Below are 26,268 nucleotides of genomic sequence, written 5' to 3'. Positions count from 1 at the left end.
GCCCTGCCCGTCTGCGGGTCGGGTCGCGCAAGATGGGGGCATGCCCGCCGACCTGTTGACCCGCCAGGGTGGACACGGCGACCCGTTGGTGCTGGTGCACGGCCTGATGGGGCGCGGCACCACCTGGTCGCGGCAGCTGCCATGGCTGACCCGGCTGGGCACCGTGTACACCTACGACGCGCCGTGGCACCGCGGCCGTGACGTCGCGGATCCGCACCCGGTGAACACCGAGCGGTTCGTGGCCGACCTGGCCGACGCGGTGGGCGGGCTGGGCGCGCCGGTGCGGCTGGTCGGTCATTCGATGGGTGCCCTGCATTCGTGGTGCCTGGCCGCCGAACGCCCCGACCTGGTCTCGGCGCTGGTGATCGAGGACATGGCGCCGGACTTCCGCGGGCGCACCACCGGGCCGTGGGAGCCGTGGCTGCATGCCCTTCCGGTCGAGTTCGACTCCGCCGATCAGGTGTTGGGGGAGTTCGGGCCGGTTGCCGGGCGGTACTTCATGGATGCCTTCGACCGCACCGCCACCGGTTGGCGGCTGCACGGTCACACCGCGCGATGGATAGAGATCGCCGCCGAGTGGGGTACCCGCGACTACTGGGCGCAGTGGACGGCGGCGCGGGCGCCGGCGCTGCTCGTCGAGGCCGGCAACTCGGTCACGCCGCCGGGCCAGATGCGCGCGATGGCCGAACGGGATTGTCCCACCAGCTATCTGGCCGTCGCCCAGGCCGGTCACCTGGTGCACGACGAGGCTCCGCACGCCTACCGCGCCGTCGTCGAGTCCTTCTTCGCGGGTCTCGGCCCGGGCAGCTGAGTACTCCGCGCACTGCGTGCGCCGACCTATTGGCGAATTCTTTTACGCGAAATCGCGGCGTAGTAAGATGGCTCGGTGGACGGTGCCCGGAAAGGGAGGTCGGCAGCGCGATCCGCTGCCGAGGTTTCTGATCGCACGTGGACGTTCCTGACCAACCACGGGCATGTGTTGTTGTGCGTATCGTCCGGCGAACCGCTGACGGCACGCGAGTTGGCCCTGCGCATCGGCATCACCGAGCGTTCCGTGCAGGCGATTCTGACCGATCTGACCGACGAGGGCTACCTGATCAAGTCGAAGGTCGGCCGCCGCAACGTCTATGAGCTCAATCCGCAGGGAAAGCTGCGCCACCCGCTGGAAGCCAGTCATTCGGTGGGCGAACTCGTCGCGGCCCTGTCGTGACACCGGCCCTGTCGTGACACCGGCCCTGTCGTGACACCGCACCCAGATCCGCCCTTCAGGGGTTGCATGCCGGGCAGAAGCGCGGCTCTGCGCCGGCCCCGCTGCGCGCCACCGCGCTCCGGTGCATGCATGTCGGGCACCCATGCACATCGGCGGCGGCCAGTGTGGTCGGACATCCGCAGGCCCGGCACGGAAGCCCCTCGCGAACCGCGACTTTGCCGTATCCGGGACTTTTGCACCCGGGGCAAGGTGTGGCGAGGCGGCGGGCGAGCCGGCCCGCCAGGGCGGCCAGGACATCGCGGCGGCTCGGGTTGTGATGTGCACGCAGGTCGGGTTCGACCCAGGCCCGGTTGCCGTCGGCGACCGCCAGCGCCGCACCGACGACCTCGACGAGCGTCGCCGGGTCGGTGATCCCCTTGCCGAATACCCGCACCCGATCTTCGACGGCGGCCTTGACCGCGGCGCCCTGCCGGGGGAACCCGAAGCCTCGCGCCGCATCCACGGCGTCGTCGGCGCCGTGGACCAGGCGGGGCGGCCCGGGAGCGCCGGGGGTGCGCAGGCCCTCGACGACCCGGATGCCGCGGACGTCGTCGACGAAGACCAGGATTTCTTCGTGCACGGCCAGCACGCCGAGCCAGGCGTCGTAGCTGGCTTCGCTGGCCAAGCCGTAGGGCACTCCGAGGGCCCGCATTGCCAGCCGCGCCTTGGCGGTGGCCGCGGCCGGCGGCTCCGACGTCCTGGCCACCTCGCCGGTGAAAGTGCCGAACTGATCGGTGTCGATACCGGGCGGCGCGACGACGCGCGCGCCGAGCACGTCGGCGAACGGCGGTGCCACCTGACGCTCCTTGCCGTGCATGGTGCCCATCGCGATCACCGCCCCGGCGTAGCCGCCCGACGCGCCGGCGTCATCGGCTTCCATGTGGCGCGCTCACACGCACTCAAACAGCGGTGACGCGGTCTCGGAAACGTCTCCGAACGTCGCGCAGACGCGCAGCCGGCCGTCGTTGCGGTCGCTGACGAGGCACACGATGGCGGTCTGTCCGCCGTCGACGGCCTTGGCGATCAGCGGCGACTTGTGCAACAGCGTGACGCCGGTTTGTGCCACGTGCGCCGCGGACAGTTCGTCGGCGGTGCCGATGGTGGTGTTGAGCCGGGTGAGCGACGATATCCCGTGCTCGACGACCGCGCGGACCGCCCCGTCGGGGAAGCTGACACTTTTCCAGGCGTTGAGTGCGGTATGCATCGCGGCGCAGTCCGGATGGCCCAGGACGGCGATCACCGGTGTTCTGAGCGTGCCGACGGCGTACTCCAGGCCGGCCAGCACGCCGGTGTCGACGACGTGGCCCCAGTTGCTGATCTCGACCAGTGAGCCGCGGCTTTGGCCGAATACCGCCTCGCTTGCCATGGGGGAGTCCGCACAGCGGAACACCGCCGCCCTGGGGGTTTGCCGCTCGGTGGCGACATCCGCCCTGGAAGTCAGGGCCGCGCAGCAACGTTCGTTGCCGGCCCGGAGCCGCTGCCAGGCGGCCGAGGGGTTGGATGCGGCCGGGGGGTTGGACATGGGTTTTCCTTTCCTGGTGGGGGTTTCAGCTGAAGTACTCGGGTCGGCTGACGTAGGTGTCGGTGACGAACATGACCCCGGGTGAGTCCTCGAGCAGGCGGCGCAGTCCCGCGATCAGCGCCCCCGACCTCGCATCCGGGACGACGGTGATGAGCAGCTCCAGGGCGGCCTGTTGATTGAAAAGCAGCCGACCCTGGTGGTAGCCGTTGTGACCCAGCCCCGACACGCCGGACACGCTGGTGAAACCTGTTGCCCCGGCGCTGCGGAACTGCTCGCGAACCGCGGGTGCGTGTTCTCCGGCGACGACGACTTCGATCTTCGTCATCTTGGTCAGTCCCTCTACTGACATGGCGTTACCTCCTGCTCGATCGGGTGGGGACCGGCCGCAGCGGCCGCGTCCCAGCTCCGCCAGCCCCCGCGGGTCCAGCGCTGCCAGCCTTGGTCTGCGCGCTCACGGGCGGCCAGGCACACCCAGTCGTTTCCGAACAGGTGGTCCAGCGAAGGGTTTCGCTGGACCACCATGTCGATGCGCTGCAGCGGGGCCTGCACGACGGTCAACAGGCGCATGGGTTCGTGCCCGAAGGACCGGCCATCGGTCAGCGACTGCAGCGGCAGGCCCAGCCGAAGGTCGCCACCGTAGCCCGCCAGCACACCCACACCGCCGACGACGTTGTGGATGGTCTTGGTCCCCGCTCCGAAGACCTCCGGAGCCACGGTCGAGAAGTAGTACTGGCAGTTGATCCATTGAGCGACCACCATCGGCGCGGTCAGAATGGTTTCCAGTGCGCTCCCGTCGGGGTCGACATCGGCCTCGTAGGAGTGCAGGAAAACCCGCCGGTGCAGGTCGATTCCGCGGGTGATCGCGCGGGGTGCCACGATGAATGCCGCGTTGCCGGCCAGGCCCCACTCGGGGAAGACCTGCGCCCAGTCGAGGGATCGCTTGGCGACGTGGCGTGCGGCGCGTGCCGGGCGGGGCGCGGTGGGGGCGCCGGGAAGACCCGGGCAGCGTTCGGCGGCCAGTTCGGCGCCGGCGATGGCCAGATCTGTGCTGAGCCTGCGCACGTCGTGGCGATGGCCGCCCGGAACCAGGTGCTCGTCCAGGACGGTGACCCGGTCGGTCGCGGTGTCGTGTGCAGCCGCGACGAACCAGGTGTCGTCCGGAATCACGATGCCCCGGTCCCGCAATTCGCCGCGGACATCGGCGTTGTTGAGGATCGCCGCGGCGGTGCGCGCGTTCGGGCCGCCGGCCTGCCCGCCGCAGGCTCCGCAGTCCAGCGCCGCCTGATACGGGTTGTTCTCGGTGACGCTGCCGTGCCCGCACAAGACGACCAGGCGGGCGAATTTTTCGGTGAGGCCCATCGTGGAAAGTGCGACCTGCGCGTACAGGGCGCGACGGGCCAGTTCGGCCGTGTCGTTGATCGACAACACGGTCGGCGCGGGGGGCGCCAGCCGGTCGCGCAGTGGGGGGGGGGGGGGGGGGGGGCGGGTGGGGGGGGGGGGGGGGGGGGGGGGCCCGGGGGGCCCCGGGGGGGGCGCGGCCCGCGGCCCCCCCCGGCGGCGAAAACCGGGGGGGGGGGGGGGGCGCCCGCGGGGCGCGCTGGCGCGGGCGCTGGGCGCGGGCGACTTTCGGGCTCAGCGTTTTCGCGGCTGCCCAGGGACCGGCGGCCCAGCCTGCGGCCTCGGCCAACGCGAACGGCGCGAGCAGGTCCTGCTTGGCCGCGTGGAACGCCGCCTCGGCGCCGGCCATCGTCAGGCTGCCGTCCCGCCGACGCCGCGCCGCGCGCGCGGCGGACGGTGTCGGTGCCTCGCTGACCTCGTGCTCCGGGCTGATCAGGACGGGGCACAGATCGTCGGGCGCTCCGCCGAGGAGGCCGGTGAACCGGATGGCGACGGCGAAGAAACCGGCGAAGCCGAACGTCTGGTAGCCGCCCAGTGATTCGATGCGGCGACGCAGTCCCTCGGACCGGGTGTCGATGCAGCACACGAGCTGGGCATGCGGGCGCCCATCGCTTCGTGCCGGCGCGCTCTGCGCCAACGACCGCAGCAGCGCGTCGCGATAGTGCCCCTCGTAGGCCTGCTGCCAGACCATGGGCCGCGCGGTGACGGGCAATGCCGACAACACCCGCGCGGCCGCCCCCAGATCGCCGTCGTGCACCTCGTCCAGCTGCCAGGCCCGGGCCAGTGCGGCGGCCCGCTCGCGGGCCGAGGGAATCGGCCGATCAACGGTCCCACCCGGTCCGCCGTCCGGCCCGGAACGGCGGTGCGACAAAAACACCGCTTCGTAGGTCAGCCGCATGGCGAGGTAGTCCAGCAGGTCCACACCGGTGGCACGCTCCGCGGACCACCGGACGTGAGCGGCCCAGCCCGGAAGCCGGGTCAGGTGCGCCTGCAGGTAGGTGATCCGTTCGTCGTCGGCGACAGCCAACTGTTGCAGGGCGTGCAACGCGGCATCGTCGGATCGGTGAGGCACCTTCCGCAGTGCGGCCCGGATGCTCCTGCTCACCGTGTGGTCCCCGGCGGCCAGTGTCCGCCAAGCGTGGTAGAAGCCGTCCTGCCGACCGGGCATCTGCCAGCCCGCCGACGACGAGCCGAAGTACGCCGCGCACCATTTGGCGGCCTGGTCGTCGACCTGCCGGGCCACCCGCGGCGCGGCCTTCTCGCTGCGGGTCATGTTGCGCCGCGCAGGCCCCGGGGCGGGGTCGCCGTTGAGCAGGTCGGCGCGCAACAATTCCGCAGGCGTCACCGAGCGGTTCCCCATTCGGACGGGATTCCCGTCGAGCAGTGCCGGATAGCGCTGCCGCAGAACAGATTCCAGGTCGGCGTCGGTAATCCGTGCGCGGTGGTGCAGATCGCGGTAGGTCATTTCGTCCAGCACGCCTCGAATGCCGTAGAGATCACCGGCGCGCCGGACGGCCTGCGCGAAGGGCATCGACTCCAGCCCGGCCAGCGGGTTGACCGCGATGAACGTCTCCAGCGGGTAGTGCGTCGGGATCACGCGAGCAGCGAGGTTGACCTCACTGCGCAACCGCGCGCGGCGGGTTTCGATCGAGACGTGTTCAGCCACCGTGGTCACCGGAGCACTCCTGTCGTTTTCATCGGAATCTGTCCCGCTACAAGCGCTTTCGTATACAGGGCGCGCTGCAGCCGACCGGCGCGGCCGTTGGGCGGCTGGCGCAGAAGGGCCAGCCCGCCCAGGATGACGGCCACCGCGGCGAGGCCCGGCGACGCCGCCGCGGGCACGGTGACCGCGGGCAGGTCGGGAGCCAGGAATCCGGTCACGGCGCGCATCAGCGCCACGTATCCGACGGCCGCCACCAGCAGCGCCGCGGCGCCGAGGAGGGCGGCCCTTGCGCCCGGGACCCGTGTCAGCCAGCCCATCAACGCCACCGCGGCGGCCGCCCAGGTGAAGATCAGTAGTGCTGATGCCGAGGCGTGCTCGACGCGGGGCACCCGCACGATGTTGCCGGCCGCGTACAGCGCGGCGGCGGACAGGAGCATCGCCGCGAATCGGATCGCCGTCCACCGGGCCGCAGTCACCCCCGGAGCGGGTGGCCCGGCGGCCTTCCGGCGACGCCTCGCTATCGCCGAGCCGGAGGACAGGAACAGCGTGGCCTTGTAAAAGCCGTGGCCCACAAGGTGGAACACCGCCGCGGCTGACAGCCCCAGGCCGCACGTCAAGATCATGAAGCCCATCTGGGACATCGTCGAGTACACCAACGACCCCTTGATGTCGGCTCTGGTGAGCATCACGACGCTGCCGTAGATCATGCTCAGCATGCCGGCGACGAACGCCAGGGCCATGGCGAGGGCAGATCCGCTGACTATCGGGCTGAGCCGGACCAGAAGTACACCGCCGGCGTTGACGACACCGGCGTGCAGGAGCGCCGAGACGGGCGTCGGTGCGGCCAGGGTCGCGGGCAGCCAGCGCTGGAACGGAATCTGAGCTGATCGCGACAGTGCCGCCACGACGATCAGGGCGGCCGCCGCCGGCAGCAGCGGCGATTGTTCGAATCCGCTGTGGCCCAGGGCCGAGAGGCTGACGTTGCCCCGTGGTGCGGTGAGCAGTCCGACCGCCAGCCACAGGGCGAGGTCGCCCAGCAGGAACGCTGTGGCGGTGCGCCGCACACCTTCTCGGGCAGCGGGCAACTCCCAGTAGGTGGCCAGCAGCAGGCACAGCGCGATGCCGGCCAACGTCCAGCTGACGGCCAGCCCGACGAGGGTTCCCGCGGCCATCAGGCCGGCGGAGGCGGTGGTGAGCAGACCGCTACCGGCGGTGAACCAACGCGACCGTCTGTCGTGCGCGAGGTAGCGCAGGGCGAAGACCTGGACCACCGTGCTCACCCCGTAAACCAGCACCAGCAGCAGCGCGCTGAGCCTGTTGGCTTCCAGCTCGACGATCCGGTTGCCGTGCTGCGTGCCCAACGCGGCCGACACGGAGCCGTGGACCGTCACGTGAAGCCCGAGCAGGACTGCGCCGAGGAATCCCGCACCGGCGGCGCAGGCCCCGACTCTCCCCACGACGCGGGGCGATCGCGAGCCGGCCAGCAGTGCGCTCAGTGAAGCGAGGAGGGGCAGTGCCAAGACACCGACGAGGACGGCGCTCACCGGTCCGCACGCCCGGGTGGTGCCGCCGAAGGGACGCTGTACATGCGAGAGACAGTACGTGAGATGCAATACGCGTGTCAATAATCAGGAAATACAGTTCGTAAATATCCCGAAACGACCGGGTGTGCGGAGCTAGCGGAAGCGATGCTGGGCAACGGGTTTCGACGGGCCTGCCGCCTGATTGAAAACGGCGGTGGCCCAGGCTGTCACGCGGTGGACGCCACGCCGGCCATCGCATCACCCGCGCCAGGGTCGTCGACCCGTCCCCGGTTGCACCGGCCCCCGCTGCAGGTCGCGACGAACGACGCCAGCGTCCCCGACTTCTCTTTGGCCACAGAGAGTTTCAATCGTCGAGTTTCAATCGTCGAGTTTCAATCGTCCCAATGCCGGCAACGACCTGTTTCTGCTACCCCTCGCCGGCCAGCGCGAACCGCCCGTCCGCGGTCCGGGTGACCAGGCCGTCGGCGAGCAGCGAGTCGAGCGCCCGCTCGCGCTGGGTGTGATCGGTTCGCCACGCCACGTCGAGTTCGGCGCGGGTCACCGGAGCATCGCTGCCGCGCAGGACATCCAGCAGCCGCCCGCGGACCTGACGGTCGGTGCCGGCGTAGGCCTGTGCGCGGCGCTGCGGCTCCTGCGCAGCGGGGTAACCGGCGTGCCGCCAACCGCACTCGCCGAGCGGACACAGCCCGCACCGCGGGGCGCGCGCGGTGCAGACCGTCGCACCGAGTTCCATCAGGGCCACCGAAAACCGGGGCGCCGTTGCGTCTTGGGGCAACAGCGCCGCAACGTCGGCGTGGTCGCGGGCCGCCGCCGGTGGGCCGGCGTTGGCCCGCCCGTGCACGGCCCGGGCCACCACCCTGCGCACGTTGGTGTCCACCACCGGCACCGGCCGCCGGTAGGCGAAGCAGGCCACCGCCCGCGCGGTGTAGCCGCCGACGCCCGGCAGGGTCAGCAAAGTCTCGACATCGTCGGGGACCACGTCGCCGTGGTCACGGGCGATGACGGTGGCGCACTCGTGCAGCCGCTTGGCCCGCCGCGGATAGCCCAGCTTGCCCCAGGCGCGCAAGACGTCCGCCGCGCCGGCGGCGGCGGTGGCCGAGGGTGTCGGCCAGCGTCGCACCCAGTCGGTCCAGATCGGCAGCACCCGGGACACCGGCGTCTGCTGCAGCATGAACTCGCTGACCAATATCTGCCACGCGCTGACGCCGGGCTCCCGCCACGGCAGGTCGCGGCGGCACCGGTCGTACCACGGCAGCAACTCGTCGGCACGGACAGTTGGCTGCCCGTTCACCGGCGGGTGGGGCATGATGTGGGCCATGGCTAACACCAGTCCGGTAACCGCGTGGAAAGCACTCAAAGAGGGTAACGAGAGGTTCGTCGCCGGCAAGCCACAGCATCCCAGCCAGAGCGTCGCGCACCGGGCCAGCCTGGCGGACGGGCAGAAGCCCACCGCGGTCGTGCTCGGCTGTTCGGACAGCCGGGTGGCGGCCGAGCTCATCTTCGACCAGGGCCTGGGCGACATGTTCGTGGTGCGCACCGCCGGGCAGGCCATCGACGCCGCGGTGCTGGGTTCCATCGAGTTCGCGGTGATGGTGCTCGACGTGCCGCTGATCGTCGTGCTGGGACACGACAGCTGCGGCGCCGTCAAGGCGGCGCTGGGCGCGATCGACGACGGCGTGATACCGGGCGGCTTCGTGCGCGACGTGGTGGAGCGGGTTACGCCCTCGATCCTGATGGGCCGCCGCGAGGGCCTGAGCCGCGTCGACGAGTTCGAGGAACGGCACGTGCGCGAGACGGTGGCGCAGCTCATGTCGCGCTCGTCGGCCATCGCCGAGCGCGTCGCCGCGGGCGCGCTGGCGATAGCGGGCGTCACCTACCACCTCGCCGACGGGCGCGCGGCGCTGCGCGGCCACGTCGGCGACATAGGCGAATAGCGGGGGAACAGCGGGCCCACGGTCGGGTGGGGAGCACCCCACTAACACGGCGGTCGGCCGGCTAACTCCGCGACACGCCGAGGCGGGTCGGGCAGATCCGGATGACCTGGGCATACGGTGTGAACGTGTTGGATCTGGAACCGCGTGGCCCGCTACCCACGGAGATCTACTGGCGGCGCAGGGGCCTGGCGCTGGGCATCGCGGTCGTCGTGATCGGAATCGTGGTCGCGATCGTCGTCGCCTTCATGGATGGCAGCGCGGGTGCCAAACCCGCCAGCGTCGACAAACCCAACTCCGCTGCGGGCAAGCCCGGCTCGCCCGCGCCGCAGGCGCCGCCGTCGGCGCCGGGGCAGGACGGCAACAACCCGATGGCGCCGGGGCCGGGGCAAAACCTGGAAATGCCCACACCCACCGCGGCGGTCCAGCCGCCGCCGGTGCTCAAGGAGGGCGACGACTGTCCCGACTCGACCCTGGCCGTCAAGGGTCTGACCAACCAGCCCCAGTACTTCATCGGCGACCAGCCGAAGTTCACCATGGTCGTCACCAACATCGGCCTGGTGTCCTGCAAGCGGGACGTCGGTGCCGCGGTGCTGGCGGCATACGTCTACTCGCTGGACAACAAGCGGCTGTGGTCCAACCTGGACTGCGCGCCCTCCAACGAGACCCTGATCAAGACGTTCACGCCCGGTGAGCAGGTGACGACGGCGGTGACGTGGACCGGCATGGGGTCGGCGCCGCACTGCCCGCTGCCGCGGCCCGCGATCGGGCCGGGCACCTACAACCTGGTCGTGCAGCTGGGCAATCTGCGCTCGCAGACGGTTCCGTTCATCCTCAACCCGCCGCCGCCCCCGCCGGGGCCGGTGCCCGCGCCGGGTCCGGCCGCCGCGCCCCCGCCGGAGGGGCCGCAGTTCGCCCCGGCCCACACGGGCTGAGGACTCAGCCGAGGGGGTCGACGATGGTCGACTCCGCCAATTGCGAGAGCCCCTCCCGCACGTGGCGGGCCCACATCGCGCCGATGCCGTCCACCGACTGCAGGTCGTTCGCGCTGGCCGCCAACAGCCCCTGCAGCGTCCCGAACGACCGGACCAGCAGATCGACGTGGGCGAACTGCAGCCGCGGAATGCCGGCCATCGCGCGGTATCCCCGCGTACTCAGTGCCGAATCCTGCGCCTCGGCAGTCGTCGGGTATCCGAAAACCTTTGCCAGAGAGGTGAAATCGAGCAGTTCGGCGTCCGACAGCGCGTCCAGCTCGTCAAGGGTGGCGGTCAGCTGCGCACCCGGCAGCGGCTCCGGGCTGGCGTGGTAGTCACGCACGATCAGTTCCCGGGCGACGTCGTTGCCGCCGAGTAGCTCCTCGAGCTGCAGCCGCAGCTGGCGCCCGTCGGTGCCGAGCTCGACGACGTCGTTGTCGATCGCCAGGCCGATCCGGCGTACCAGCTCGAGCCGCTGCACGACCGTCATGACGTCGCGCAGCGTCACGAAGTCCTCGATCTCCGCCCGCGACAGTTGCCTGCTGACCTCGTCCAGCCGCGCCTTGTACCGTTCCAGCGTGGCGATCGCCTGATTGGCGCGCGACAGGATGGTCGCCGAATCGGCCACCACGTGCCGCTCGCCGCCGACGTAGACGGTGACGATGTTCATGGAGTGGCTGACCGAGATCACCGGGTAGCCGGTCTGGATCGCGGCCCGCTCCGCGGAGCGGTGGCGGGTTCCCGATTCGTCGGTGGGTATCGACGGGTCCGGGACCAACTGCACGTTGGCCCGCACGATCCGGCTGCCGTCGGTGGACAGCACGACCGCACCGTCCATCTTCGCCAGCTCACGCAGCCGCGTGGGCGCGTACCGGACGTCGAGCGCGAAGCCGCCGTCGCAGATGGCCTCGACGTTCTCGTCGTTGCCGAGCACGATCAGCGCGCCCGTGCGGCCGCGCAGGATGCGCTCCAGGCCGTCCCGGAGCCCGGTCCCCGGGGCCAGGCGGGCGACAGTCTCACGCAGACTCGGACCAGTCACAGCGTGTCATTCTGCGGCCACATCGCGTTATGCGTCCAGCCGCCGTGGCCCCGGGGGGGTCCCGGTGCGGTGATCGGCGATGTCGATCATGTGCTCGAGCGCCGCGGCGATGGTCGGTGCCCGCAGCGCGCGCATCCCGCTCGGGACGATCCCGCGTCGAGGGTCGTCCCCGTCGGGGATCAGGGCGATCGTGAAACCCTGGCGTGCGGCCTCGCCCAGCCGCCGTTCCATCCCGCCGACCCGCCGCAGGTCGCCCGCGAGGCCGACCTCGCCGATCATCACCGCCGTCGCCGGCAGCGGCAGGTCGGCGTATGCCGACGCGAGCGCCAGCGCCACGGCCAGATCCGAAGACGGGTCGGTCAACCGCATGCCGCCCACGGTCGACAGGTAGATGTCGTTGACGGCGATGTTCAACCTGGCGTGCTTCTCCAGGACGGCGGTGATCATCGCGGCACGCGAGTGGTCGATGCCGCTGACGGCCCGGCGCGGGGACCCGCCGGAGGGCTTGTGGGCGTTGCCGGCCAGCAACGCCTGGACCTCGCCGATCAGCGGGCGCTTCCCGTCCAGCGCCACCGTGATCGCGGTCCCCGGGACCGGCGCGGGCCGCTGGTCCAGGAACAGGTTCGACGGGTCGGCGACGCCCTCGATGCCGTTGTCGTGCAGCATGAAACATCCGACCTCGTCGGCGGCGCCGAACCGGTTCTTGACTCCGCGCACCATCCGCAGGGGGCCGTTGCGGTCGCCCTCGAAATGCAGCACGACGTCGACGAGGTGTTCCAGTGACCGCGGCCCGGCTATGGCGCCGTCCTTGGTGACGTGGCCGACCAGGATCAGCGCGACGCCCCCCGCCTTCGCGGCCGCGGTGAGCGCGGCGGTGACCGCGCGCACCTGCGTGACGCCGCCGGCGACGCCGTCGGCCTCCGTCGTGGACATGGTCTGCACCGAATCCACTATGACCAGTGCGGGTTTCACCGTCGCGATGTGCTCCAGCACCGCGTGCAGGTCCGACTCGGCGGCCAGGTAGAGCTCCTGCGCGCCGCAGCCGGTGCGGTCGGCGCGCAGCCGGATCTGGCCGGCGGACTCCTCACCGGAGACATACAGCGCGCGCCGGCCCGACTGCGCCCAGCGATGGGCGACATCGAGCAGCAGCGTCGACTTTCCCGCGCCCGGGTCGCCGGCCAGCAGAGTGACGGACCCGGGCACGACGCCGCCGCCGAGCACCCGGTCCAGTTCGTCGACACCCGTCGAGCGGTGCCGGCTGGTGTCGGGTGCCACCGAGGTGATCGGAACGGCCGGATTGGCGGGCGGCCCCCGGCGCGCGCCACCGACCGCACTGAGCGCGGGGACCTCGTCGACCGTCCCCCAGGTGCCGCATTCCAGGCAGCGGCCCACCCACTTGGCGGTGACGTGGCGGCATTCCGAGCAGCGGTATCGGGAGCGTGCGTTTGCCACGTCCTGAAGGTATCGGGCCGGTACGACAAGCCCGGCGTGACAGGCCGCAGGACGCGGGTCAGACCCGCGGGGACGTCACCGGGGCCGAGATCGGCACCAGCACGCTGGCCTGTCCGGCCTTTTCGAAATTGAAGGTGAAGTGGTAGTTGAGGCCGTTGGTGATCGGCTTGGCCAGGGTGACGGTCGCCCTGGCCGCGGTGTTGGAGTCGATCGGGCCCGCGGCGACGTACTTGGCCTCGGGTTCGCCGACGAACAGCATTCCGCCGGCGGGGATGCGGGTGTCGCCGGACACGGTCACCGTGCCGATCTCGCTGGTGATGCCCACCAGGTTGTCGGTGGTGTCCGGGGACTGGTTGACGGCCACCAGCGCCAGGTCCACGGTCCGGCCCGGCTGCAGGAAGTCGCCGTGCTGCACGGCCTGGATGCGGATGTTGCGCAGCGCCAGGTTCTTGACCGTCACCTTGTTCCCGTTGATGGCGGGATCCTGCAGGGCCGTCTGCGAGACCTGGCCGGCCCCACAACCGCTGAGCAGGGCGGCCAGGCCCAGAAGCGCGATGACGGCACGGGGGAGGCGGATCTGGGGACGGTTCACTCGGTGCCTCCTGGCGGGCCGGTTCGACTTTGCAACGATGCGCGTTCGACTTTGCAACGATGCGCCTCGCCTTTGCAACTATGCAGAGTAGTAGGGACCCGGCGGCCGCGGTAGCGCGGGGCGCAAGACAGGTGCCGTGACCTGCGCAACCGGGGCCGGCGTATCGTACCCATAGGGCAAAACGCGGAGATGCGAGGAGATGAATGTGTGTCCTATTGCACGTCTTGCTCCGCCTGTCAACCCCTAATCTGCGCGTGTCGTGCCTCTGACCTGCACTGTTGCTTCGCGGGTGTTGGGCCGCCGTGTTAGGATGAAGTAACGAAAGGGGCTCGAATCAGATGATCTTCAAGGTCGGCGACACCGTTGTTTACCCCCACCACGGTGCTGCGTTAGTCGAGGCGATCGAAACCCGGACCATCAAGGGGGAGCAAAAAGAGTATCTCGTCTTGAAAGTGGCGCAGGGCGACCTGACAGTTCGCGTTCCCGCGGATAATGCCGAGTATGTCGGCGTCCGCGACGTCGTCGGACAGGAAGGACTCGACAAGGTCTTCCAGGTGCTGCGGGCGCCCCACACCGAGGAGCCGACCAACTGGTCGCGCCGGTACAAGGCCAACCTCGAGAAACTCGCCTCCGGTGACGTCAACAAGGTCGCCGAGGTAGTGCGTGACCTCTGGCGCCGGGACCAGGAGCGTGGACTGTCCGCCGGCGAGAAGCGCATGCTGGCCAAGGCCCGCCAGATTCTGGTCGGCGAGCTGGCGCTGGCGGAGAGCACCGATGACGCCAAGGCGGAAACCATCCTCGACGAGGTCCTTGCCGCCGCTTCCTGAAGGCCATGAAGCTGTGGTGGTCGCGGTCGTGCCGGCAGCGGGATCGGGCCAACGGTTGGCCGCCGGCCTGCCCAAAGCGTTCTGTGAGGTCGACGGTCGCACCCTGCTCGAACGCGCCGTGGCCGGCCTGCTGGAGTCCGGGGTCGTCGACCACGTGGTCGCGGCGGTTCCCCCCGACCGCGTCGGGCAGGCCGCGCAGTCGCTGGCCGGGCAGGCCACCGTCGTGGCCGGCGGAGCGGACCGTTACGAGTCGGTGCGCCTGGCGCTGTCGGCACTCGGGGAAACGGATCACCCGGACTACGTGCTCGTGCACGACGCCGCCCGCGCGCTGACGCCGCCCGCACTGATCGTGCGGGTGGTCGAGGCCCTGCGCGCCGGCCACCCCGCGGTTGTGCCCGCGCTGCCATTGCACGACACGATCAAGGCCGTGGATGCCAACGGGGTGGTGCTGGGCACGCCGGAACGGGCCGGGCTGCGCGCGGTGCAGACGCCGCAGGGCTTCGCCACCGACCTGCTGCTGCGCGCCTACCGGGCCGTGTGCGCAACCGGCGGCACCGGCTTCACCGACGATGCGTCGCTCGTCGAGTACGTCGGCGGCCAGGTGCAGGTGGTCGACGGCGATCCGCTGGCGTTCAAGATCACCACCCAGCTCGATCTGCTGCTGGCCGAGGCGATCGTGCGCCGATGATCCCGCTGCCACGAGTCGGTCTGGGTACCGACGTGCACCCGATCGAACCCGGGCGGCCCTGCTGGCTGGTGGGACTGTCGTTCCCCGGCGCCGACGGCTGCGCCGGCCACTCCGACGGCGACGTGGGGGCGCACGCCCTGTGCGACGCCCTGCTGTCGGCCGCGGGGCTGGGCGACATCGGCGCCGTGTTCGGGGTCGACGATCCGCGCTTCAAGGGTGTCAGCGGGGCCGGGATGCTCGCTCACGTCGCCGACCTGATCTCGCGGCGCGGCTACCGGGTCGGGAACGCCGCCGTGCAGGTGATCGGCAACAGGCCGAAGATCGGTCCGCGTCGCGCGGAGGCGCAGCAGGTGCTGTCGGGTCTGCTGCGGGCGCCGGTGTCGGTGTCGGCGACGACCACCGACGGGCTGGGTCTGACCGGGCGCGGCGAGGGCCTGGCTGCCATCGCCACAGCGCTGGTGGTCCCGCTCGGCTAGTGCCCGCTGCGGGCCGGGCGGCCGTAACCGGCAGGTAAGCTGGCACGTCGTGACCGATCGTGCCCGCATGCGGCTCTACGACACCATGGCAGGGGCCGTGCGTGATTTCGTCCCGCTGCGCGCAGGCCACGTTTCGATCTACCTGTGCGGCGCCACCGTCCAGGGTCAGCCGCACATCGGGCACGTGCGCAGCGGGGTGGCCTTCGACATCCTGCGCCGCTGGCTGACCGCCCGCGGATACGACGTCGCGTTCATCCGCAACGTGACCGACATCGATGACAAGATCCTCAACAAGGCCGCCGCGGCGGGCCGGCCGTGGTGGGAATGGGCGGCCACCTACGAGCGCGCGTTCATCGCCGCCTACGACGCCCTGGACGTGCTGCCGCCGTCCGCGGAGCCGCGGGCGACCGGGCACATCACCCAGATGGTCGAACTGATGCAGCGCCTGGTCGACACCGGGCACGCCTACGCGGCCTGCGGTGACGTCTACTTCGACGTGCTCAGCTACCCCGGCTACGGTCGGCTGTCCGGGCACCGGATCGACGACGTCCACCAGGGTGAGGGCGCGGCCACCGGCAAGCGGGACCAGCGCGACTTCACCCTCTGGAAGGGCGCCAAGCCCGGGGAGCCCTCGTGGCCCACACCGTGGGGTCGCGGACGCCCGGGCTGGCACCTGGAATGCTCGGCGATGGCCCGCACCTACCTCGGCCCGGAGTTCGACATCCACTGCGGTGGAATGGATCTGGTCTTTCCCCACCACGAGAACGAGATCGCGCAGAGCCGCGCGGCCGGGGACGGATTCGCCCGCTACTGGCTGCACAACGGCTGGGTGACGATGGGCGGGGAGAAGATGAGCAAGTCGCTGGGCAACGTGTTGTCGATACCGGCGATGCTGCAGCGCGTGCGTCCGGCCGAACTGCGCTACTACCTGGGCAGCGCGCACTACCGGTCGATGCTGGAATTCTCCGAAACCGCCCTGCAGGACGCCGTCAAGGCCTACGTCGGGGTGGAGGAGTTCCTGCACCGCGTGCGCACCCGGGTGGGTGCCGTCGAGCCCGGCGAACCGACCCCTCGGTTCGCCGGGGCCCTCGACGACGACCTCGCCGTCCCGATCGCGCTGGCCGAGGTGCATCACGCCCGCGCGGAAGGCAACCGGGCGCTCGACGCCGGCGACCACGAGAGCGCCCTCGCCCACGCGGGCTCGATCCGGGCGATGCTGGGCATCCTCGGTTGCGACCCGCTCGACGAACGCTGGGAAACCCGCGACGAGACGTCGGCCGCGCTGAAGGCCGTCGACGTGCTGGTGCGCGCCGAACTCGAACTCCGGCAGCGGGCGCGCGAGCAGCACGACTGGGCGCTCGCCGACGAGATCCGGGACCGGCTCAACGACGCCGGCATCGAGGTCACCGACACCGCCGACGGGCCGCAGTGGGAACTGTTGGCCCGCGAAGAAAACCGCGGCACGTAGATGGCCGGCAACTCGCGGCGCCGCGGCGCGGTGCGCAAATCCGGTAGCAAGAAGGGCCCGACCGTCGGGTCCGGCGGCCAGCGCCGCCGCGCGCTGGAGGGACGCGGTCCCACCCCGCCGGCGCACCTGCGGCCCAACCATCCCGCCGCCAGGCGTACGCAGCAGCCGCAGCCGCGCCGGCCGGCCAGGCGCACCGATGAGGCCGAAACGGTGCTGGGGCGCAACCCGGTGCTGGAGTGTCTGCGCGCCGGTGTTCCGGCGACCGCCCTCTACATCGCTCTGGGCGTCGAAGCCGACGAGCGGCTGACCGAATCCGTTTCACGCGCAGCCGATCTCGGCATTTCCATCCTCGAGGTGCCGCGCCCTGACCTGGACCGCATGACCGCCAACCACCTGCACCAGGGCATCGCTCTGCAGGTGCCGCCCTACCGCTACGCCCACCCGGACGACCTGCTCGCGGCCGCCGGCACCTCGCCGCCCGAGCTGTTGGTCGCATTGGACAACATCTCCGATCCGCGCAACCTGGGGGCCATCGTCCGTTCGGTGGCGGCGTTCGGCGGCCACGGCGTGCTGATCCCGCAGCGGCGTTCCGCGTCGGTGACCGCGGTCGCCTGGCGCACCAGCGCCGGGGCGGCGGCCCGGCTCCCGGTGGCACGGGCCACCAATCTCACCAGAACACTGAAGGATTGGGCCGGCCGGGGCCTGCGAGTGGTCGGCCTGGACGCCGGCGGCGACACACCCCTCGACGACCTGGACGGCACCGACCCGCTGGTGGTGGTCGTCGGCTCGGAAGGCAAAGGGCTGTCCCGTCTGGTGCGGCAGAACTGCGACCAGGTGGTGTCGATTCCCATGGCGGGTGACACCGAATCGCTGAACGCCTCGGTGGCGGCCGGGGTGGTGCTCGCCGAGATCGCGCGCCAGCGCAGGCATTAATTGACAACTCGCCTCGCCGCTGCACTGCTGGGGCTCGGGCTCGGGCTGCTTGTGGCGTCGCCGGCTTCGGCACAACCGGGCGGCTTCGACCTGCAGGCCCACCGCGGCGGCCGCGGCGAGACCACCGAGGAGTCCCTGCGAGGTTTCGCCAAGGCGATCGAAATCGGCGTCACCACAATCGAATTCGATGTGGAAATCACCGAGGACGGTCAGCCGGTGGTGTGGCACGACCCGACGATCGAGCCCGAGAAGTGCGCCGACACCGCGCCCGCTTTTCCCGGTGACCCCGACTATCCCTATGTCGGCAAGCTGGTGCACGACCTGACGCTCGCGCAGCTCCGCACCCTGGACTGCGGCCGTCGGCTCGAGGAGTTCCCACGCGCGGAGGTGGTGCCGGGTAACAAGATCGCGGTCCTGCCGGAGGTCTTCGCGCTCGCCGACTCCTATCGCGCCGACGTGCGCTACAACATCGAGACCAAGGTGGCGGCCGACAAACCCGCGGAATCGGCCGACCCCCGGCAGTTCGTCGACGTGATCCTGGCCGCGGTCAGGGCCGCGGGCAAGACCGACCGTGTCGAGATCGAGAGCTTCGACTGGCGGACGCTGCCCCTGGTGCGCCGGGCCGAGCCGTCGATCCCGTTGGTGGCGTTGTGGGACGAGACGACATGGGTACGGGGTTCGCCCTGGCTGGCCGGTGTCGACCCCGCCGTGGTCGGTGACCCGGTCGCCGGGGCCGCGACGATCGGTGCCGACATCGTCTCACCCGACTATGCGATGGTCGACAGAGCCTTCGTCGACCGCGCACATTGGTTGGGGCTCAGGGTCATTCCGTGGACGGTCAACGCTGCCGCCACCATGCGCGAGCAGATCGCCGACGGCGTCGACGGGCTGATCACCGACTACCCGACGCTGCTGCGCGGCGTGCTGGCCGAACTCGGGATGCCGCTGCCGCCGGCTTACCACCGGGGCTAGAACCCCAGCAGCCGCGCGCTCGCCCACAGCGCCAGCACCGCCGCCACCAGGCTCACCGGCACGGTGCACAACCCGAGCCGGGTGTACTCCCCGCCGCCGAACTCGATATCGTGGCGGCGTAACACGCTGCGCCACAACAGATTGGAGAGCGATCCGACATAGGTGAGGTTCGGCCCGATGTTGACGCCGAGCAGTACCGCGAGGACGGCGAGCGGCCCGGCCGGCGCGACCAGCGGCAACAACACCAGCGTGGCGGGCAGGTTGTTGACGATGTTGGCCAGCACCGCGGCCACCGCGGCGGTGGCCAGCAGCGCCGGCAGGCCCGAGCCGGACGGCAGCACCTTCGACATGGCGGTGTCCATGCCGTTGAGCATGACCGCGTGCACGACCACGCCGAGTGCCAGCACGAACACCAGGAACGACACGCTCGCCGAGCCCACGATCTCCGCCACCGAGGTGTGCCCGCGGCGCAGGCTGCGCACCGCCAGCACCGCGGCGCCGGCCGCCGCCACCCAGGCCGGGGCCACCCCGACGGACTGGCCGACCGCGAACCCGGCCAGCGTCAGTCCGACCACCACCAGGACGAAAACCGGTGGGCGCGGCGCGGGTTCCCGCTCCTCGGGATGGGGGGTGACCCGCAGGTCCGCGGCGAAGAACCAGCGGAAGATCGCGTACACCACGGCGATGGTGACCAGCCACGGCAACGCCATCACCAGGGTGAACCTGGTGAACGAGATGCCCGCCAGGTGAAATGCCAACAGGTTGGTCAGGTTCGACACCGGAAGCAGCAGCGACGCGGCGTTCGCCAGGGACGCGGTGGCGTAGGCGTACGGGCGCACCGGCGTGCGCAGCAGCCGCACGCTGGCCAGCACCACCGGGGTCAGCAACACCACGGTGGCGTCCAGGCTCAACACGGCGGTGATGGCGGACGCGATGACGAAGACCTGGCGCAGCAATCCGTGCGAACCGACGCGCACCCGCGCGATGGCCGCACCGGCGGCCTCGAACAGGCCCTCGTCGTCGCAGAGTTTGGCCAGCACCAGCACCGCGCCAAGAAATGCCACCACACCGGACAGGTCGACGACCTGGGCCGACGCCTGGCGCACGGAGATCGCGCCGACCGCCACCAGGATGACGGCCGCCGGAACCGCCGCGAGGGCCTCCGGCAGACCCTTCGGGCGCATCACGGCGAACCCGAGGACAACAGCAAGCAGCAACAGCGCCAGGACCAGCGTCACAGTGCGATTCGCTTCACATCCACGGGTTCTCGCGTCGCCACACCGTCGGCAGGTGCAGCGCGACGCCGTCCCGTGCGGCCAGTTCGTCGAGAACGCGGAGGGACACGTCCAAGTCGTCTCCCGCATAGGGCAGGGCCCGCAACGGCTTGGACAACGGGCGGAAGAAGTCGTCCCAATGGACCAGGACCACCCGGCGCGCTCCCACCGCGCGCACGGTCTCGGTCCAGTAGTCGACCAGGTAGGACCGCGGCTGCAGGCCGAGCTGGCCGACGCTGAGGTAGACCGCTCCGGTGTCTGGGGCCCGGTGACCCGCCAGCGCGCCCTCGACGAAACCGGCGCTGCCCTGGATCAGCAGCCGCCGCCCCGTCGGCAGGTGGTGCACCAGCACCGACCACGCCTCCCCGCAGCGGTAGGCCGACGCCCGCACCGGCGGAATCAGCGGTTCGGCGATCACCCCGGGGAACCGGTCGGGCGGGCAGTGCCGCGACTCGATCAGCGTGACGTCGTAGGCGCCCAACCGGATCGGCTCGCCGCCGGCGGGGACGACCAGCCGGTCGGGGGACAGGCCGTACCCGCGCCCGACGTTGGCCGCCGACTCGCCGCCGACCAACTGGGCGCCGGTGCGGTCGGCGACCAGTGCGGAGTCCAGGACGTGGTCGATGTGGGTGTGGACCGCGATCACCGCCGCGAGCCGGGACACCCTGGCGCGGGCGAGGCAGCCGTCGACGCGGGCCGGTGACGGCGCCACTTTCCCGAGGCCGACCCGCACCAGGCCGGGGCGGGAGAAGTAGCCGTCGGTCAGCAGCGCGGACGACCCGTCGTCGACCAGCAGTGTCGAGACCCCCAGCCACGTCACCGAGAGCCCGGATTCGGCGGCGGGCACGTCGAATCGGTCCGCATACCGGGTGATATCGGGCCGGCCGAGTCGGAGCCGCATCAGCAGAACGCCCTGATGTCGGCGCCGGCGGCCCTCAGCCGGTCCCGCACCGCCGTCGCGATCTGCACCGCGCCGGGCGAATCTCCGTGCACGCAAACCGATTCCACCTCGACGGCGATCTGGGCGCCGTCGATGGCGGTGACCTGCCCCGAGGCGACCATGGTCGCCACACGCTCGGCGATCGCCGCCGGGTCGTCGAGTACGGCACCGCGTTCCCGACGGGAGACCAGGCGGCCGTCCGGATGGTAGGCGCGGTCGGCGAACGCCTCGGCGACCGTGCGCAGGCCCAGGCGGGCCGCCTCGTCGAAGAACGCCGAACCCGCCATGCCCAGCACCGGCAGCCCGGCGTCCACCAGGTGTACCGCCGCCGCGACGGCGGCGGCCTGCTCACGGTTGGCCACGATCGCGTTGTACAGGGCGCCATGGGGTTTGACGTAGGACACCGTCGAACCGCACGCCCGGGCGATCGCCTGCAACGCGCCGATCTGGTAGACGACGTCGGCGAGGAGTTCCTCGGCGTCGACGTCGATGAAGCGCCTGCCGAACCCGGCGAGGTCGCGGTAACTCACCTGGGCGCCGATGCGCACCCCGCGCTCGGCGGCCGACCGGCAGACCTGCAGCAGGCCGGCGGGATCGCCGGCATGGAATCCACACGCCACGTTGGCGCTGCTGACGATCTCGAGCATCGCCTCGTCATCGCCGAGACGCCAGACACCGAAGCTCTCGCCGAGGTCGGCGTTCAGGTCGATTCCGGCCACCCGCCCAGCTTAGGGAAGCGGCGGACCGCGGCGCCCCCCGAGTAGGCGGCACAGCAGGTAGATCACGAACGAGATGGTCGCGACGAAGACCGAGACCGGGACGCCGGGCGCCAGCGATGCCACGACGCCCCCGACGGCGGAGACCTCGGCGAAGACCACCGAGACCGCGATCGCGGCGGGCGGCGAGGCGACCACCCGGGCGGCCGCGGCCGCCGGCGTGATGAGCAGTGCCATCACCAGCAGCGCCCCGACGATCTGCACCGCCTGGGCGGCCACCACGCCGACCAGGGCGGCGAACACCACTCCCAGGGCGCGCACCGGCACACCCCGCGCGGCCGCCACCTCCGGATCGACGGTGGCGAACAGCAGCGGGCGGTAGCACGCCGCCAGCACGGCGGCGACCAGCAGGCACACCAGTCCCAGCATCGCCAGGCCGGTGTAGCCGACGCCGACGATCTGGCCGGTCAGCAGCGCGAAGCTGGTGCCGGTCCGTCCGGGGTAGAGGTGGATGAACAGCACCGCCAGCCCCATCCCGAACGCCAGCACCACGCCGATCACCGAGTCGCGCTCCCGGGCGCGCTGGCCGAGGAAGCCGAACAGCGCGGCGGCCAAAGCGCTGCCGGCCAGCGCGCCAAGTCCCACCTGGGCCCCGACCAGCAGCGCGAACGCGGCTCCCGTCAGCGACAATTCGCTGGAGCCGTGCACGGCGAACGACATCTGGCGCATGACGATGAACGGGCCGATCAGGCCGGCCACCAGCCCCAGCAGGGCGGCCGCCAGCAGGGCCTGCTGGACGAAGTCGTGGCTGAGCAGGTGGGCGGTGACGTCGAAGGAGAACAGGTGGCCCAGCATGTCGGCGAGGCGCTGGTTCACCGGAGGTACCCGTCGCCGGGCGCCGCCTCGCCCACCACCACGTAGCCGCCTCCGGCCTTCACCACCTCGATGTCGGCGCGATACAGCGCCGAGAGCGTCTCGGTGGTCATCACCTGCTCGACGGTGCCGATCCCGAAGCGGCCGTCGACCAGGTACAGCACCCGGTCCACGTACGGCAGGATCGGATTGACCTCGTGGGTGACGACGATGACGGTGGTCGCGGCGTCCCGGCGCCGGCGGTCGATCAGTGCCGACACCAGCTTGGCGTTGGCCGGGTCCAGGGTGAGCAGCGGTTCGTCGCACAGCAGTAACGTCGGGTCGCTGACCAGCGCCTGCGCGATCCGCAGTCGTTGCAGTTCGCCGCCCGACAGCACGCCGACCCGGGCGTCGGCCAGATGTTCGCCGTTGACCTGGCGCAGCGCGCGCTGGACCGCCACGCGGCGGCGGGCCCGCTCGGCGGACCGCAGCGGCGCCGGCCCCCAGCGACGCCCGTCGACGCCCAGCCGGACCAGGTCGCGCCCGCGCAACATCACGTCGCGGTCGATCGGACGATGTTGCGGCACATATCCGATCCGGTCGCTGCCGGCGGTGACGGGCCTGCCGTCCACCAGCACCGCGCCGCCACTGAGCGGCAGTTGCCCGAGTAGCACCTTGAGCAGCGACGTCTTCCCGCTGCCGTTGGGGCCCAGCACCGCGATGAACTCGCCGGCGGACACCGACAGGTCCAGGTGGTCCCACAGCGTCCGCTCACCGAATGCCAGCCGGGCGCCGGTCATGCGGACCGTGGGCGTGGGGTGGTCGACGGCCGGCGCCGCCTGCAGACTCACGGCGCCCGCCGGGTGGTGCGCAGGGCGGCGAGCAGCTGGTTGACCGTGTTGCGCTGCCAGGTCAGGTAGTCGGTGCCGTCCGGCAGGGTCTCGGTCACCTCGGTCACCGGTACACCCGCGCGTTGTGCGGTCTTTTGCAGGCCGTCGATCGCGGGCGTCGACGTCTGCGGGTTGACCAGCAGCGCCGAGACCTCGTGGTGCTCGATCAGGTCGAGGACGGTGGCCATGTCGGCCGGCGCGGGATCGGTTTCGGTCTCGTTGGCCGCGGTGAAAGCGGCCGGGGCGCGATTCACCAGGCCCGAGGCGGCCAGCAGGTAGTGCACCACCGGTTCGGTCGCGATCACCGCGGTGCCGGGATACGCGCTGGCGATGGCGTGCTCGGAGATGGCGATGCCGTCGGCCGCACGGCAGAACCGGGCGGCGTTGGCGCGGTAGTCGGCGGCGTTGGGCGGGTCGATGGCCGCCAGCCGGTCGGCGATGGACGCGGCGACCGACCTGGCGACATCCATGTCGTAGAAGACGTGCTCGTCGGGTGGTTGCCGGCCCGGTGCCGGAGACGCCGCGAACGAATAGGCGTCGACCGCCGCGACGCGCGGATGCCCTGCCAGCACCTGATTGACCCAGGGGTCGTAACCACCGCCGTTGTAGACGACCAGGGCGGCGTCGGCGAGCGCGGCGGCTTTCGAGGGGCTCAACCGGTAGGCGTGGGGATCGGCGTCGGCACCGCTCAGGACGGACGTGACGGCGACATGGCGGCCGGCGACCGCGCGCGCGACGCTGCCCCACACGTCGGTGGACGCGACCACCATGTTCGCGCCGGGGTGTCCCGGCTGCGAACACCCGGTGAGCGCGGTCGCGCCGGCCAGGGCAATCGACACGACCGACCGCCAAAGACGCCGCACGTCGACTCCTGCCATGTTTGTCCCGGCGGCGCTGGCGCGTCTCCGGGTCGTTCTTCGCGGCCCGATCGGCCGACCCGTAATACTAATGAAAATCGTTTCCATCACAAAGTGGCGTCGCGAAGCCGCTTGGGCGCCCACGCTGATTCGCTGTAGCCTCACCGAACGTGAGCCCCACCCCGCGCCGGCGCGCGACTCTGGCCTCGGTGGCGGACGAACTCAAGATCTCGCGCACCACCGTCTCCAACGCCTTCAACCGGCCGGATCAACTCTCGGCCGACCTGCGCGAACGGGTGCTGGCCGCGGCGAAGCGGCTGGGCTACCCGGGACCCGACCCGGTCGCGCGATCGTTGCGCACCCGCAAAGCCGGGGCCGTCGGCCTGGTGATGGCCGAACCGCTGACGTACTTCTTCAGCGACCCGGCGGCGCGGGACCTGGTCGCCGGGGTCGCGCAGTCCTGCGAGGAGCTGGGGCAGGGGCTGCTGCTGGTGGCCGTCGGTCCGACCCGCAGCCTGCAGGAGGGCACCGCCGCGGTGCTCGCCGCCGGGGTGGACGGCTTCGTCGTGTATTCGGTCTGCGACGACGACCCCAACCTGCAGGTGGTGCTGCAGCGCCGCCTGCCCGTGGTGGTGGTGGACCAGCCCAAGGGCCTGTCCGGGGTGTCCCGGGTGGGCATCGACGACCGGGCGGCGATGCGCGAGCTGGCCGAGTACGTGGTGGGGCTGGGGCACCGCGAGATCGGCTTGCTGACCATGCGGCTGAGCCGGGACCGCCGGCAGGGCCTGGTGGACGCCGAGCGGCTGCGTTCACCGGCGTTCGACGTGCAGCGCGAACGCATCCTCGGCGTATGGGAGGCGATGGCCGACGCCGGTCTGGACCCGGCGTCGCTGACCGTGGTGGAAAGCTACGAGCACCTGCCCGAGTCGGGGGGCGACGCGGCCAGGGTGGCGCTGGAGGCCAATCCGCGGATCACCGCGCTGATGTGCACCGCGGACGTGCTCGCCCTGTCCGCCATGGATTACCTTCGGGCGCACGGCATCTACGTGCCCGGCCAGATCAGCGTCACCGGTTTCGACGGGGTTCCCGAGGCGATCGGCCGCGGGTTGACCACGGTGGTGCAGCCGAGCCTGCGCAAGGGCCACCGCGCCGGTGAGCTGCTGCTGCGGCCACCGCGGTCGGGGCTGCCGACCGTCGAACTGCTGGACACCGAGCTGATCCGGGGCCGGACCGTCGGGCCGCCCGGCTAAGACTTCGGTTCGGTGTCGCCGATCAGCAGCCGCATCGCCAGGTCGAGCCGCTTGCTGACGTCGGTCGCCGAGGCGCGCCGGGTGAGCCACGCCAGCAGGTTCGACAGCCACACATCGGAGATGACGCGCGCGATGTGGTACTGGTCCTCGGTGGGTTCGCCGTCGGCCATCGCGCGGGCGAACATCGAATCGATGAGCTTCTCGACCTGGTCGACCTCGCTGGCAGCGGACGCGTCGGCGAAGACATAGGCGCGGGTCATCGCCTCGGTGAGCAGCGGGTTGCGTTGCATCGCCCGATTGAGCTTGCCGACCATGAAGTTCAGCCGCTGGAACGGACTGGCCCCCGCCACCGCGGAGCGGTCGGTTTTGGCGTCGATCCGGCTGAACTCCCTGCCCAGCGCCGACACCAGCAGGTGCACCTTCGACGGGAAGTACCGGTACAGCGTCCCCACCGCGACGTCGGCGCGGTCCGCCACCGCCCGCATCTGGACCGCCTCATAGCCGCCCTTGGACGCGATGGCCATGGTGGCGTCGAGGATGCGCTTGCGGCGCTCCCGCTGCGCCTCCGAACCGAGTTCGGACTCGGCCAGGACCGCCACGTTCACGACCTCGCGCGGCTGCGAGTCGGAGACGCGGCCCGAGTTCGTGTTGGCTGGCATCTGACGGATTGCTCCTCTGGTGGGTGGCTCGTCTGCAAACGATACGCACGCTGCGTGTGAATTTCCCACCTCCGTACCGCCGGGACAGCCACGTGTGCTGCT

General features: G+C 71.0%; 28 protein-coding genes and 1 pseudogene. 11 read left to right on the top strand and 18 right to left on the bottom strand.

Going from position 1 to position 26,268, the window contains the following annotated elements:
• Positions 1-40 precede the first annotated feature (40 nt).
• Both FPZ47_RS05110 and FPZ47_RS05105 read left to right on the top strand, forming a co-directional pair.
• A complete protein-coding gene (locus FPZ47_RS05110) occupies positions 41-811 on the top strand; it encodes an alpha/beta fold hydrolase (protein WP_144946702.1) in 771 nt (256 codons plus the stop codon).
• Between the two features lie 75 nt (positions 812-886).
• A complete protein-coding gene (locus FPZ47_RS05105) occupies positions 887-1,210 on the top strand; it encodes a helix-turn-helix transcriptional regulator (RefSeq protein ID WP_144946698.1) in 324 nt (107 codons plus the stop codon).
• A gap of 55 nt (positions 1,211-1,265) precedes the next feature.
• Here the strand turns inward: FPZ47_RS05105 and FPZ47_RS05100 are convergent, their stop codons facing one another.
• From FPZ47_RS05100 to FPZ47_RS05065, 8 genes and pseudogenes are all read right to left on the bottom strand, one after another.
• The gene (locus FPZ47_RS05100) at positions 1,266-2,129 is read right to left on the bottom strand and encodes a DUF6671 family protein (protein WP_144946695.1); all 864 of its coding nucleotides are present in this window, start codon (positions 2,127-2,129) and stop codon (positions 1,266-1,268) included.
• A gap of 9 nt (positions 2,130-2,138) precedes the next feature.
• The gene (locus FPZ47_RS05095) at positions 2,139-2,771 is read right to left on the bottom strand and encodes a carbonic anhydrase (RefSeq protein WP_144946692.1); all 633 of its coding nucleotides are present in this window, start codon (positions 2,769-2,771) and stop codon (positions 2,139-2,141) included.
• A gap of 25 nt (positions 2,772-2,796) precedes the next feature.
• Positions 2,797-3,120: a P-II family nitrogen regulator gene (locus tag FPZ47_RS05090; protein ID WP_144946689.1), complete on the bottom strand. Its 324-nt coding sequence runs from the start codon at positions 3,118-3,120 to the stop codon at positions 2,797-2,799.
• A complete protein-coding gene (locus FPZ47_RS30180) occupies positions 3,111-4,196 on the bottom strand; it encodes a putative inorganic carbon transporter subunit DabA (protein WP_428321241.1) in 1,086 nt (361 codons plus the stop codon). The genes FPZ47_RS05090 and FPZ47_RS30180 overlap by 10 nt, the downstream gene beginning before the upstream one ends.
• A 220-nt stretch (positions 4,197-4,416) precedes the next feature.
• Positions 4,417-5,766: pseudogene (locus FPZ47_RS30175) on the bottom strand (putative inorganic carbon transporter subunit DabA); the annotation flags it as partial.
• A 74-nt stretch (positions 5,767-5,840) separates the two neighbouring features.
• Complete coding sequence (locus tag FPZ47_RS05070) at positions 5,841-7,376, bottom strand: proton-conducting transporter transmembrane domain-containing protein (RefSeq protein ID WP_168209366.1); 1,536 nt, start codon at positions 7,374-7,376, stop codon at positions 5,841-5,843.
• A 206-nt stretch (positions 7,377-7,582) separates the two neighbouring features.
• The gene (locus tag FPZ47_RS28260) at positions 7,583-7,723 is read right to left on the bottom strand and encodes a hypothetical protein (RefSeq protein ID WP_168209365.1); all 141 of its coding nucleotides are present in this window, start codon (positions 7,721-7,723) and stop codon (positions 7,583-7,585) included.
• Positions 7,724-7,782: 59 nt separating this feature from the next.
• Positions 7,783-8,694 (bottom strand): HhH-GPD family protein, encoded by a 912-nt coding sequence (locus FPZ47_RS05065; protein WP_144946680.1) that lies wholly within the window; start codon positions 8,692-8,694, stop codon positions 7,783-7,785.
• On the opposite strand from FPZ47_RS05065, the gene FPZ47_RS05060 reads away from it, so the two are divergent.
• Both FPZ47_RS05060 and FPZ47_RS05055 read left to right on the top strand, forming a co-directional pair.
• A complete protein-coding gene (locus FPZ47_RS05060; RefSeq protein WP_144946676.1) occupies positions 8,693-9,310 on the top strand; it encodes a carbonic anhydrase in 618 nt (205 codons plus the stop codon). The two genes, FPZ47_RS05065 and FPZ47_RS05060, sit on opposite strands and share 2 nt — an antisense overlap.
• Before the next feature lie 125 nt (positions 9,311-9,435).
• On the top strand, positions 9,436-10,242 hold the full coding sequence (locus FPZ47_RS05055; protein WP_144946673.1) for a hypothetical protein: 807 nt from the start codon (positions 9,436-9,438) through the stop codon (positions 10,240-10,242).
• Positions 10,243-10,246: 4 nt separating this feature from the next.
• On the opposite strand, the gene disA is transcribed toward FPZ47_RS05055, so the two are convergent.
• Genes disA through FPZ47_RS05040 form a run of 3 tightly spaced genes read right to left on the bottom strand, consistent with a single transcriptional unit; the run spans position 10,247 to position 13,364 of the window.
• Complete coding sequence (gene disA / locus FPZ47_RS05050; RefSeq protein WP_144946670.1) at positions 10,247-11,320, bottom strand: DNA integrity scanning diadenylate cyclase DisA; 1,074 nt, start codon at positions 11,318-11,320, stop codon at positions 10,247-10,249.
• Between the two features lie 27 nt (positions 11,321-11,347).
• Complete coding sequence (gene radA / locus FPZ47_RS05045) at positions 11,348-12,772, bottom strand: DNA repair protein RadA (RefSeq protein WP_144946667.1); 1,425 nt, start codon at positions 12,770-12,772, stop codon at positions 11,348-11,350.
• Positions 12,773-12,830: 58 nt separating this feature from the next.
• Complete coding sequence (locus tag FPZ47_RS05040) at positions 12,831-13,364, bottom strand: copper chaperone PCu(A)C domain-containing protein (protein WP_144946664.1); 534 nt, start codon at positions 13,362-13,364, stop codon at positions 12,831-12,833.
• Positions 13,365-13,702: 338 nt separating this feature from the next.
• On the opposite strand from FPZ47_RS05040, the gene carD reads away from it, so the two are divergent.
• Genes carD through FPZ47_RS05010 form a run of 6 tightly spaced genes read left to right on the top strand, consistent with a single transcriptional unit; the run spans position 13,703 to position 18,728 of the window.
• Positions 13,703-14,191 (top strand): RNA polymerase-binding transcription factor CarD, encoded by a 489-nt coding sequence (gene carD, locus FPZ47_RS05035; RefSeq protein ID WP_007166539.1) that lies wholly within the window; start codon positions 13,703-13,705, stop codon positions 14,189-14,191.
• Positions 14,192-14,204: 13 nt separating this feature from the next.
• Positions 14,205-14,879 carry a 2-C-methyl-D-erythritol 4-phosphate cytidylyltransferase gene (ispD, locus tag FPZ47_RS05030; protein WP_425461729.1) on the top strand — a complete coding sequence of 225 codons (675 nt, stop codon included), beginning with the start codon at positions 14,205-14,207 and terminating at the stop codon, positions 14,877-14,879.
• The gene (gene ispF, locus FPZ47_RS05025) at positions 14,876-15,355 is read left to right on the top strand and encodes a 2-C-methyl-D-erythritol 2,4-cyclodiphosphate synthase (protein ID WP_144946658.1); all 480 of its coding nucleotides are present in this window, start codon (positions 14,876-14,878) and stop codon (positions 15,353-15,355) included. The genes ispD and ispF overlap by 4 nt, the downstream gene beginning before the upstream one ends.
• A gap of 49 nt (positions 15,356-15,404) precedes the next feature.
• Positions 15,405-16,823, top strand: a complete 1,419-nt coding sequence (gene cysS, locus FPZ47_RS05020; protein ID WP_144946655.1) for a cysteine--tRNA ligase — start codon at positions 15,405-15,407, stop codon at positions 16,821-16,823.
• Complete coding sequence (gene rlmB / locus FPZ47_RS05015; RefSeq protein ID WP_144946652.1) at positions 16,824-17,756, top strand: 23S rRNA (guanosine(2251)-2'-O)-methyltransferase RlmB; 933 nt, start codon at positions 16,824-16,826, stop codon at positions 17,754-17,756. It abuts the gene before it with no gap.
• Positions 17,757-18,728 carry a glycerophosphodiester phosphodiesterase gene (locus tag FPZ47_RS05010; protein ID WP_144946649.1) on the top strand — a complete coding sequence of 324 codons (972 nt, stop codon included), beginning with the start codon at positions 17,757-17,759 and terminating at the stop codon, positions 18,726-18,728.
• Here FPZ47_RS05010 and FPZ47_RS05005 read toward each other — a convergent pair.
• Genes FPZ47_RS05005 through FPZ47_RS04980 form a run of 6 tightly spaced genes read right to left on the bottom strand, consistent with a single transcriptional unit; the run spans position 18,725 to position 24,263 of the window.
• On the bottom strand, positions 18,725-19,966 hold the full coding sequence (locus FPZ47_RS05005) for an SLC13 family permease (protein ID WP_144946646.1): 1,242 nt from the start codon (positions 19,964-19,966) through the stop codon (positions 18,725-18,727). The two genes, FPZ47_RS05010 and FPZ47_RS05005, sit on opposite strands and share 4 nt — an antisense overlap.
• Before the next feature lie 13 nt (positions 19,967-19,979).
• Positions 19,980-20,903, bottom strand: a complete 924-nt coding sequence (locus FPZ47_RS05000) for an MBL fold metallo-hydrolase (protein ID WP_144946642.1) — start codon at positions 20,901-20,903, stop codon at positions 19,980-19,982.
• The gene (locus tag FPZ47_RS04995; RefSeq protein ID WP_144946639.1) at positions 20,903-21,661 is read right to left on the bottom strand and encodes a LamB/YcsF family protein; all 759 of its coding nucleotides are present in this window, start codon (positions 21,659-21,661) and stop codon (positions 20,903-20,905) included. The genes FPZ47_RS05000 and FPZ47_RS04995 overlap by 1 nt, the downstream gene beginning before the upstream one ends.
• Before the next feature lie 9 nt (positions 21,662-21,670).
• Positions 21,671-22,534 (bottom strand): metal ABC transporter permease, encoded by an 864-nt coding sequence (locus FPZ47_RS04990; RefSeq protein WP_144946636.1) that lies wholly within the window; start codon positions 22,532-22,534, stop codon positions 21,671-21,673.
• Positions 22,531-23,361: a metal ABC transporter ATP-binding protein gene (locus FPZ47_RS04985; protein ID WP_210419835.1), complete on the bottom strand. Its 831-nt coding sequence runs from the start codon at positions 23,359-23,361 to the stop codon at positions 22,531-22,533. Before FPZ47_RS04985 ends, FPZ47_RS04990 begins: the two co-directional genes overlap by 4 nt.
• Complete coding sequence (locus FPZ47_RS04980; protein WP_425461728.1) at positions 23,358-24,263, bottom strand: metal ABC transporter solute-binding protein, Zn/Mn family; 906 nt, start codon at positions 24,261-24,263, stop codon at positions 23,358-23,360. The genes FPZ47_RS04985 and FPZ47_RS04980 overlap by 4 nt, the downstream gene beginning before the upstream one ends.
• Positions 24,264-24,427: 164 nt before the next feature.
• Between FPZ47_RS04980 and FPZ47_RS04975 the strand changes: the two genes are divergently transcribed.
• Positions 24,428-25,507, top strand: coding sequence for an Rv3575c family transcriptional regulator (locus FPZ47_RS04975; protein ID WP_144946631.1), 1,080 nt, complete (start codon positions 24,428-24,430; stop codon positions 25,505-25,507).
• On the opposite strand, the gene kstR is transcribed toward FPZ47_RS04975, so the two are convergent.
• Positions 25,504-26,106 carry a cholesterol catabolism transcriptional regulator KstR gene (kstR, locus tag FPZ47_RS04970; protein ID WP_144946737.1) on the bottom strand — a complete coding sequence of 201 codons (603 nt, stop codon included), beginning with the start codon at positions 26,104-26,106 and terminating at the stop codon, positions 25,504-25,506. The genes FPZ47_RS04975 and kstR overlap by 4 nt on opposite strands.
• Between the last annotated feature and the right edge of the window lie 162 nt (positions 26,107-26,268).

This window comes from Mycobacterium helveticum (assembly GCF_007714205.1).
Taxonomy (GTDB): Bacteria; Actinomycetota; Actinomycetes; order Mycobacteriales; family Mycobacteriaceae; genus Mycobacterium; species Mycobacterium helveticum.
The sequence above is the reverse complement of the archived record's forward strand: the minus strand, read 5'-3'. Positions and strand labels throughout refer to the sequence as shown.

What these genes read in the sequence shown, in the direction of transcription:
- FPZ47_RS05110 (WP_144946702.1), top strand. Translation starts at nt 41, where the DNA reads ATGCCCGCCGACCTGTTGACCCGCCAGGGTGGACACGGCGACCCGTTG.
- FPZ47_RS05100 (WP_144946695.1), bottom strand. Translation starts at nt 2,129, where the DNA reads ATGGAAGCCGATGACGCCGGCGCGTCGGGCGGCTACGCCGGGGCGGTG.
- FPZ47_RS05095 (WP_144946692.1), bottom strand. Translation starts at nt 2,771, where the DNA reads ATGTCCAACCCCCCGGCCGCATCCAACCCCTCGGCCGCCTGGCAGCGG.
- FPZ47_RS05090 (WP_144946689.1), bottom strand. Translation starts at nt 3,120, where the DNA reads ATGTCAGTAGAGGGACTGACCAAGATGACGAAGATCGAAGTCGTCGTC.
- FPZ47_RS05060 (WP_144946676.1), top strand. Translation starts at nt 8,693, where the DNA reads ATGGCTAACACCAGTCCGGTAACCGCGTGGAAAGCACTCAAAGAGGGT.
- FPZ47_RS05065 (WP_144946680.1), bottom strand. Translation starts at nt 8,694, where the DNA reads ATGGCCCACATCATGCCCCACCCGCCGGTGAACGGGCAGCCAACTGTC.
- carD (WP_007166539.1), top strand. Translation starts at nt 13,703, where the DNA reads ATGATCTTCAAGGTCGGCGACACCGTTGTTTACCCCCACCACGGTGCT.
- ispF (WP_144946658.1), top strand. Translation starts at nt 14,876, where the DNA reads ATGATCCCGCTGCCACGAGTCGGTCTGGGTACCGACGTGCACCCGATC.
- rlmB (WP_144946652.1), top strand. Translation starts at nt 16,824, where the DNA reads ATGGCCGGCAACTCGCGGCGCCGCGGCGCGGTGCGCAAATCCGGTAGC.
- FPZ47_RS05000 (WP_144946642.1), bottom strand. Translation starts at nt 20,903, where the DNA reads ATGCGGCTCCGACTCGGCCGGCCCGATATCACCCGGTATGCGGACCGA.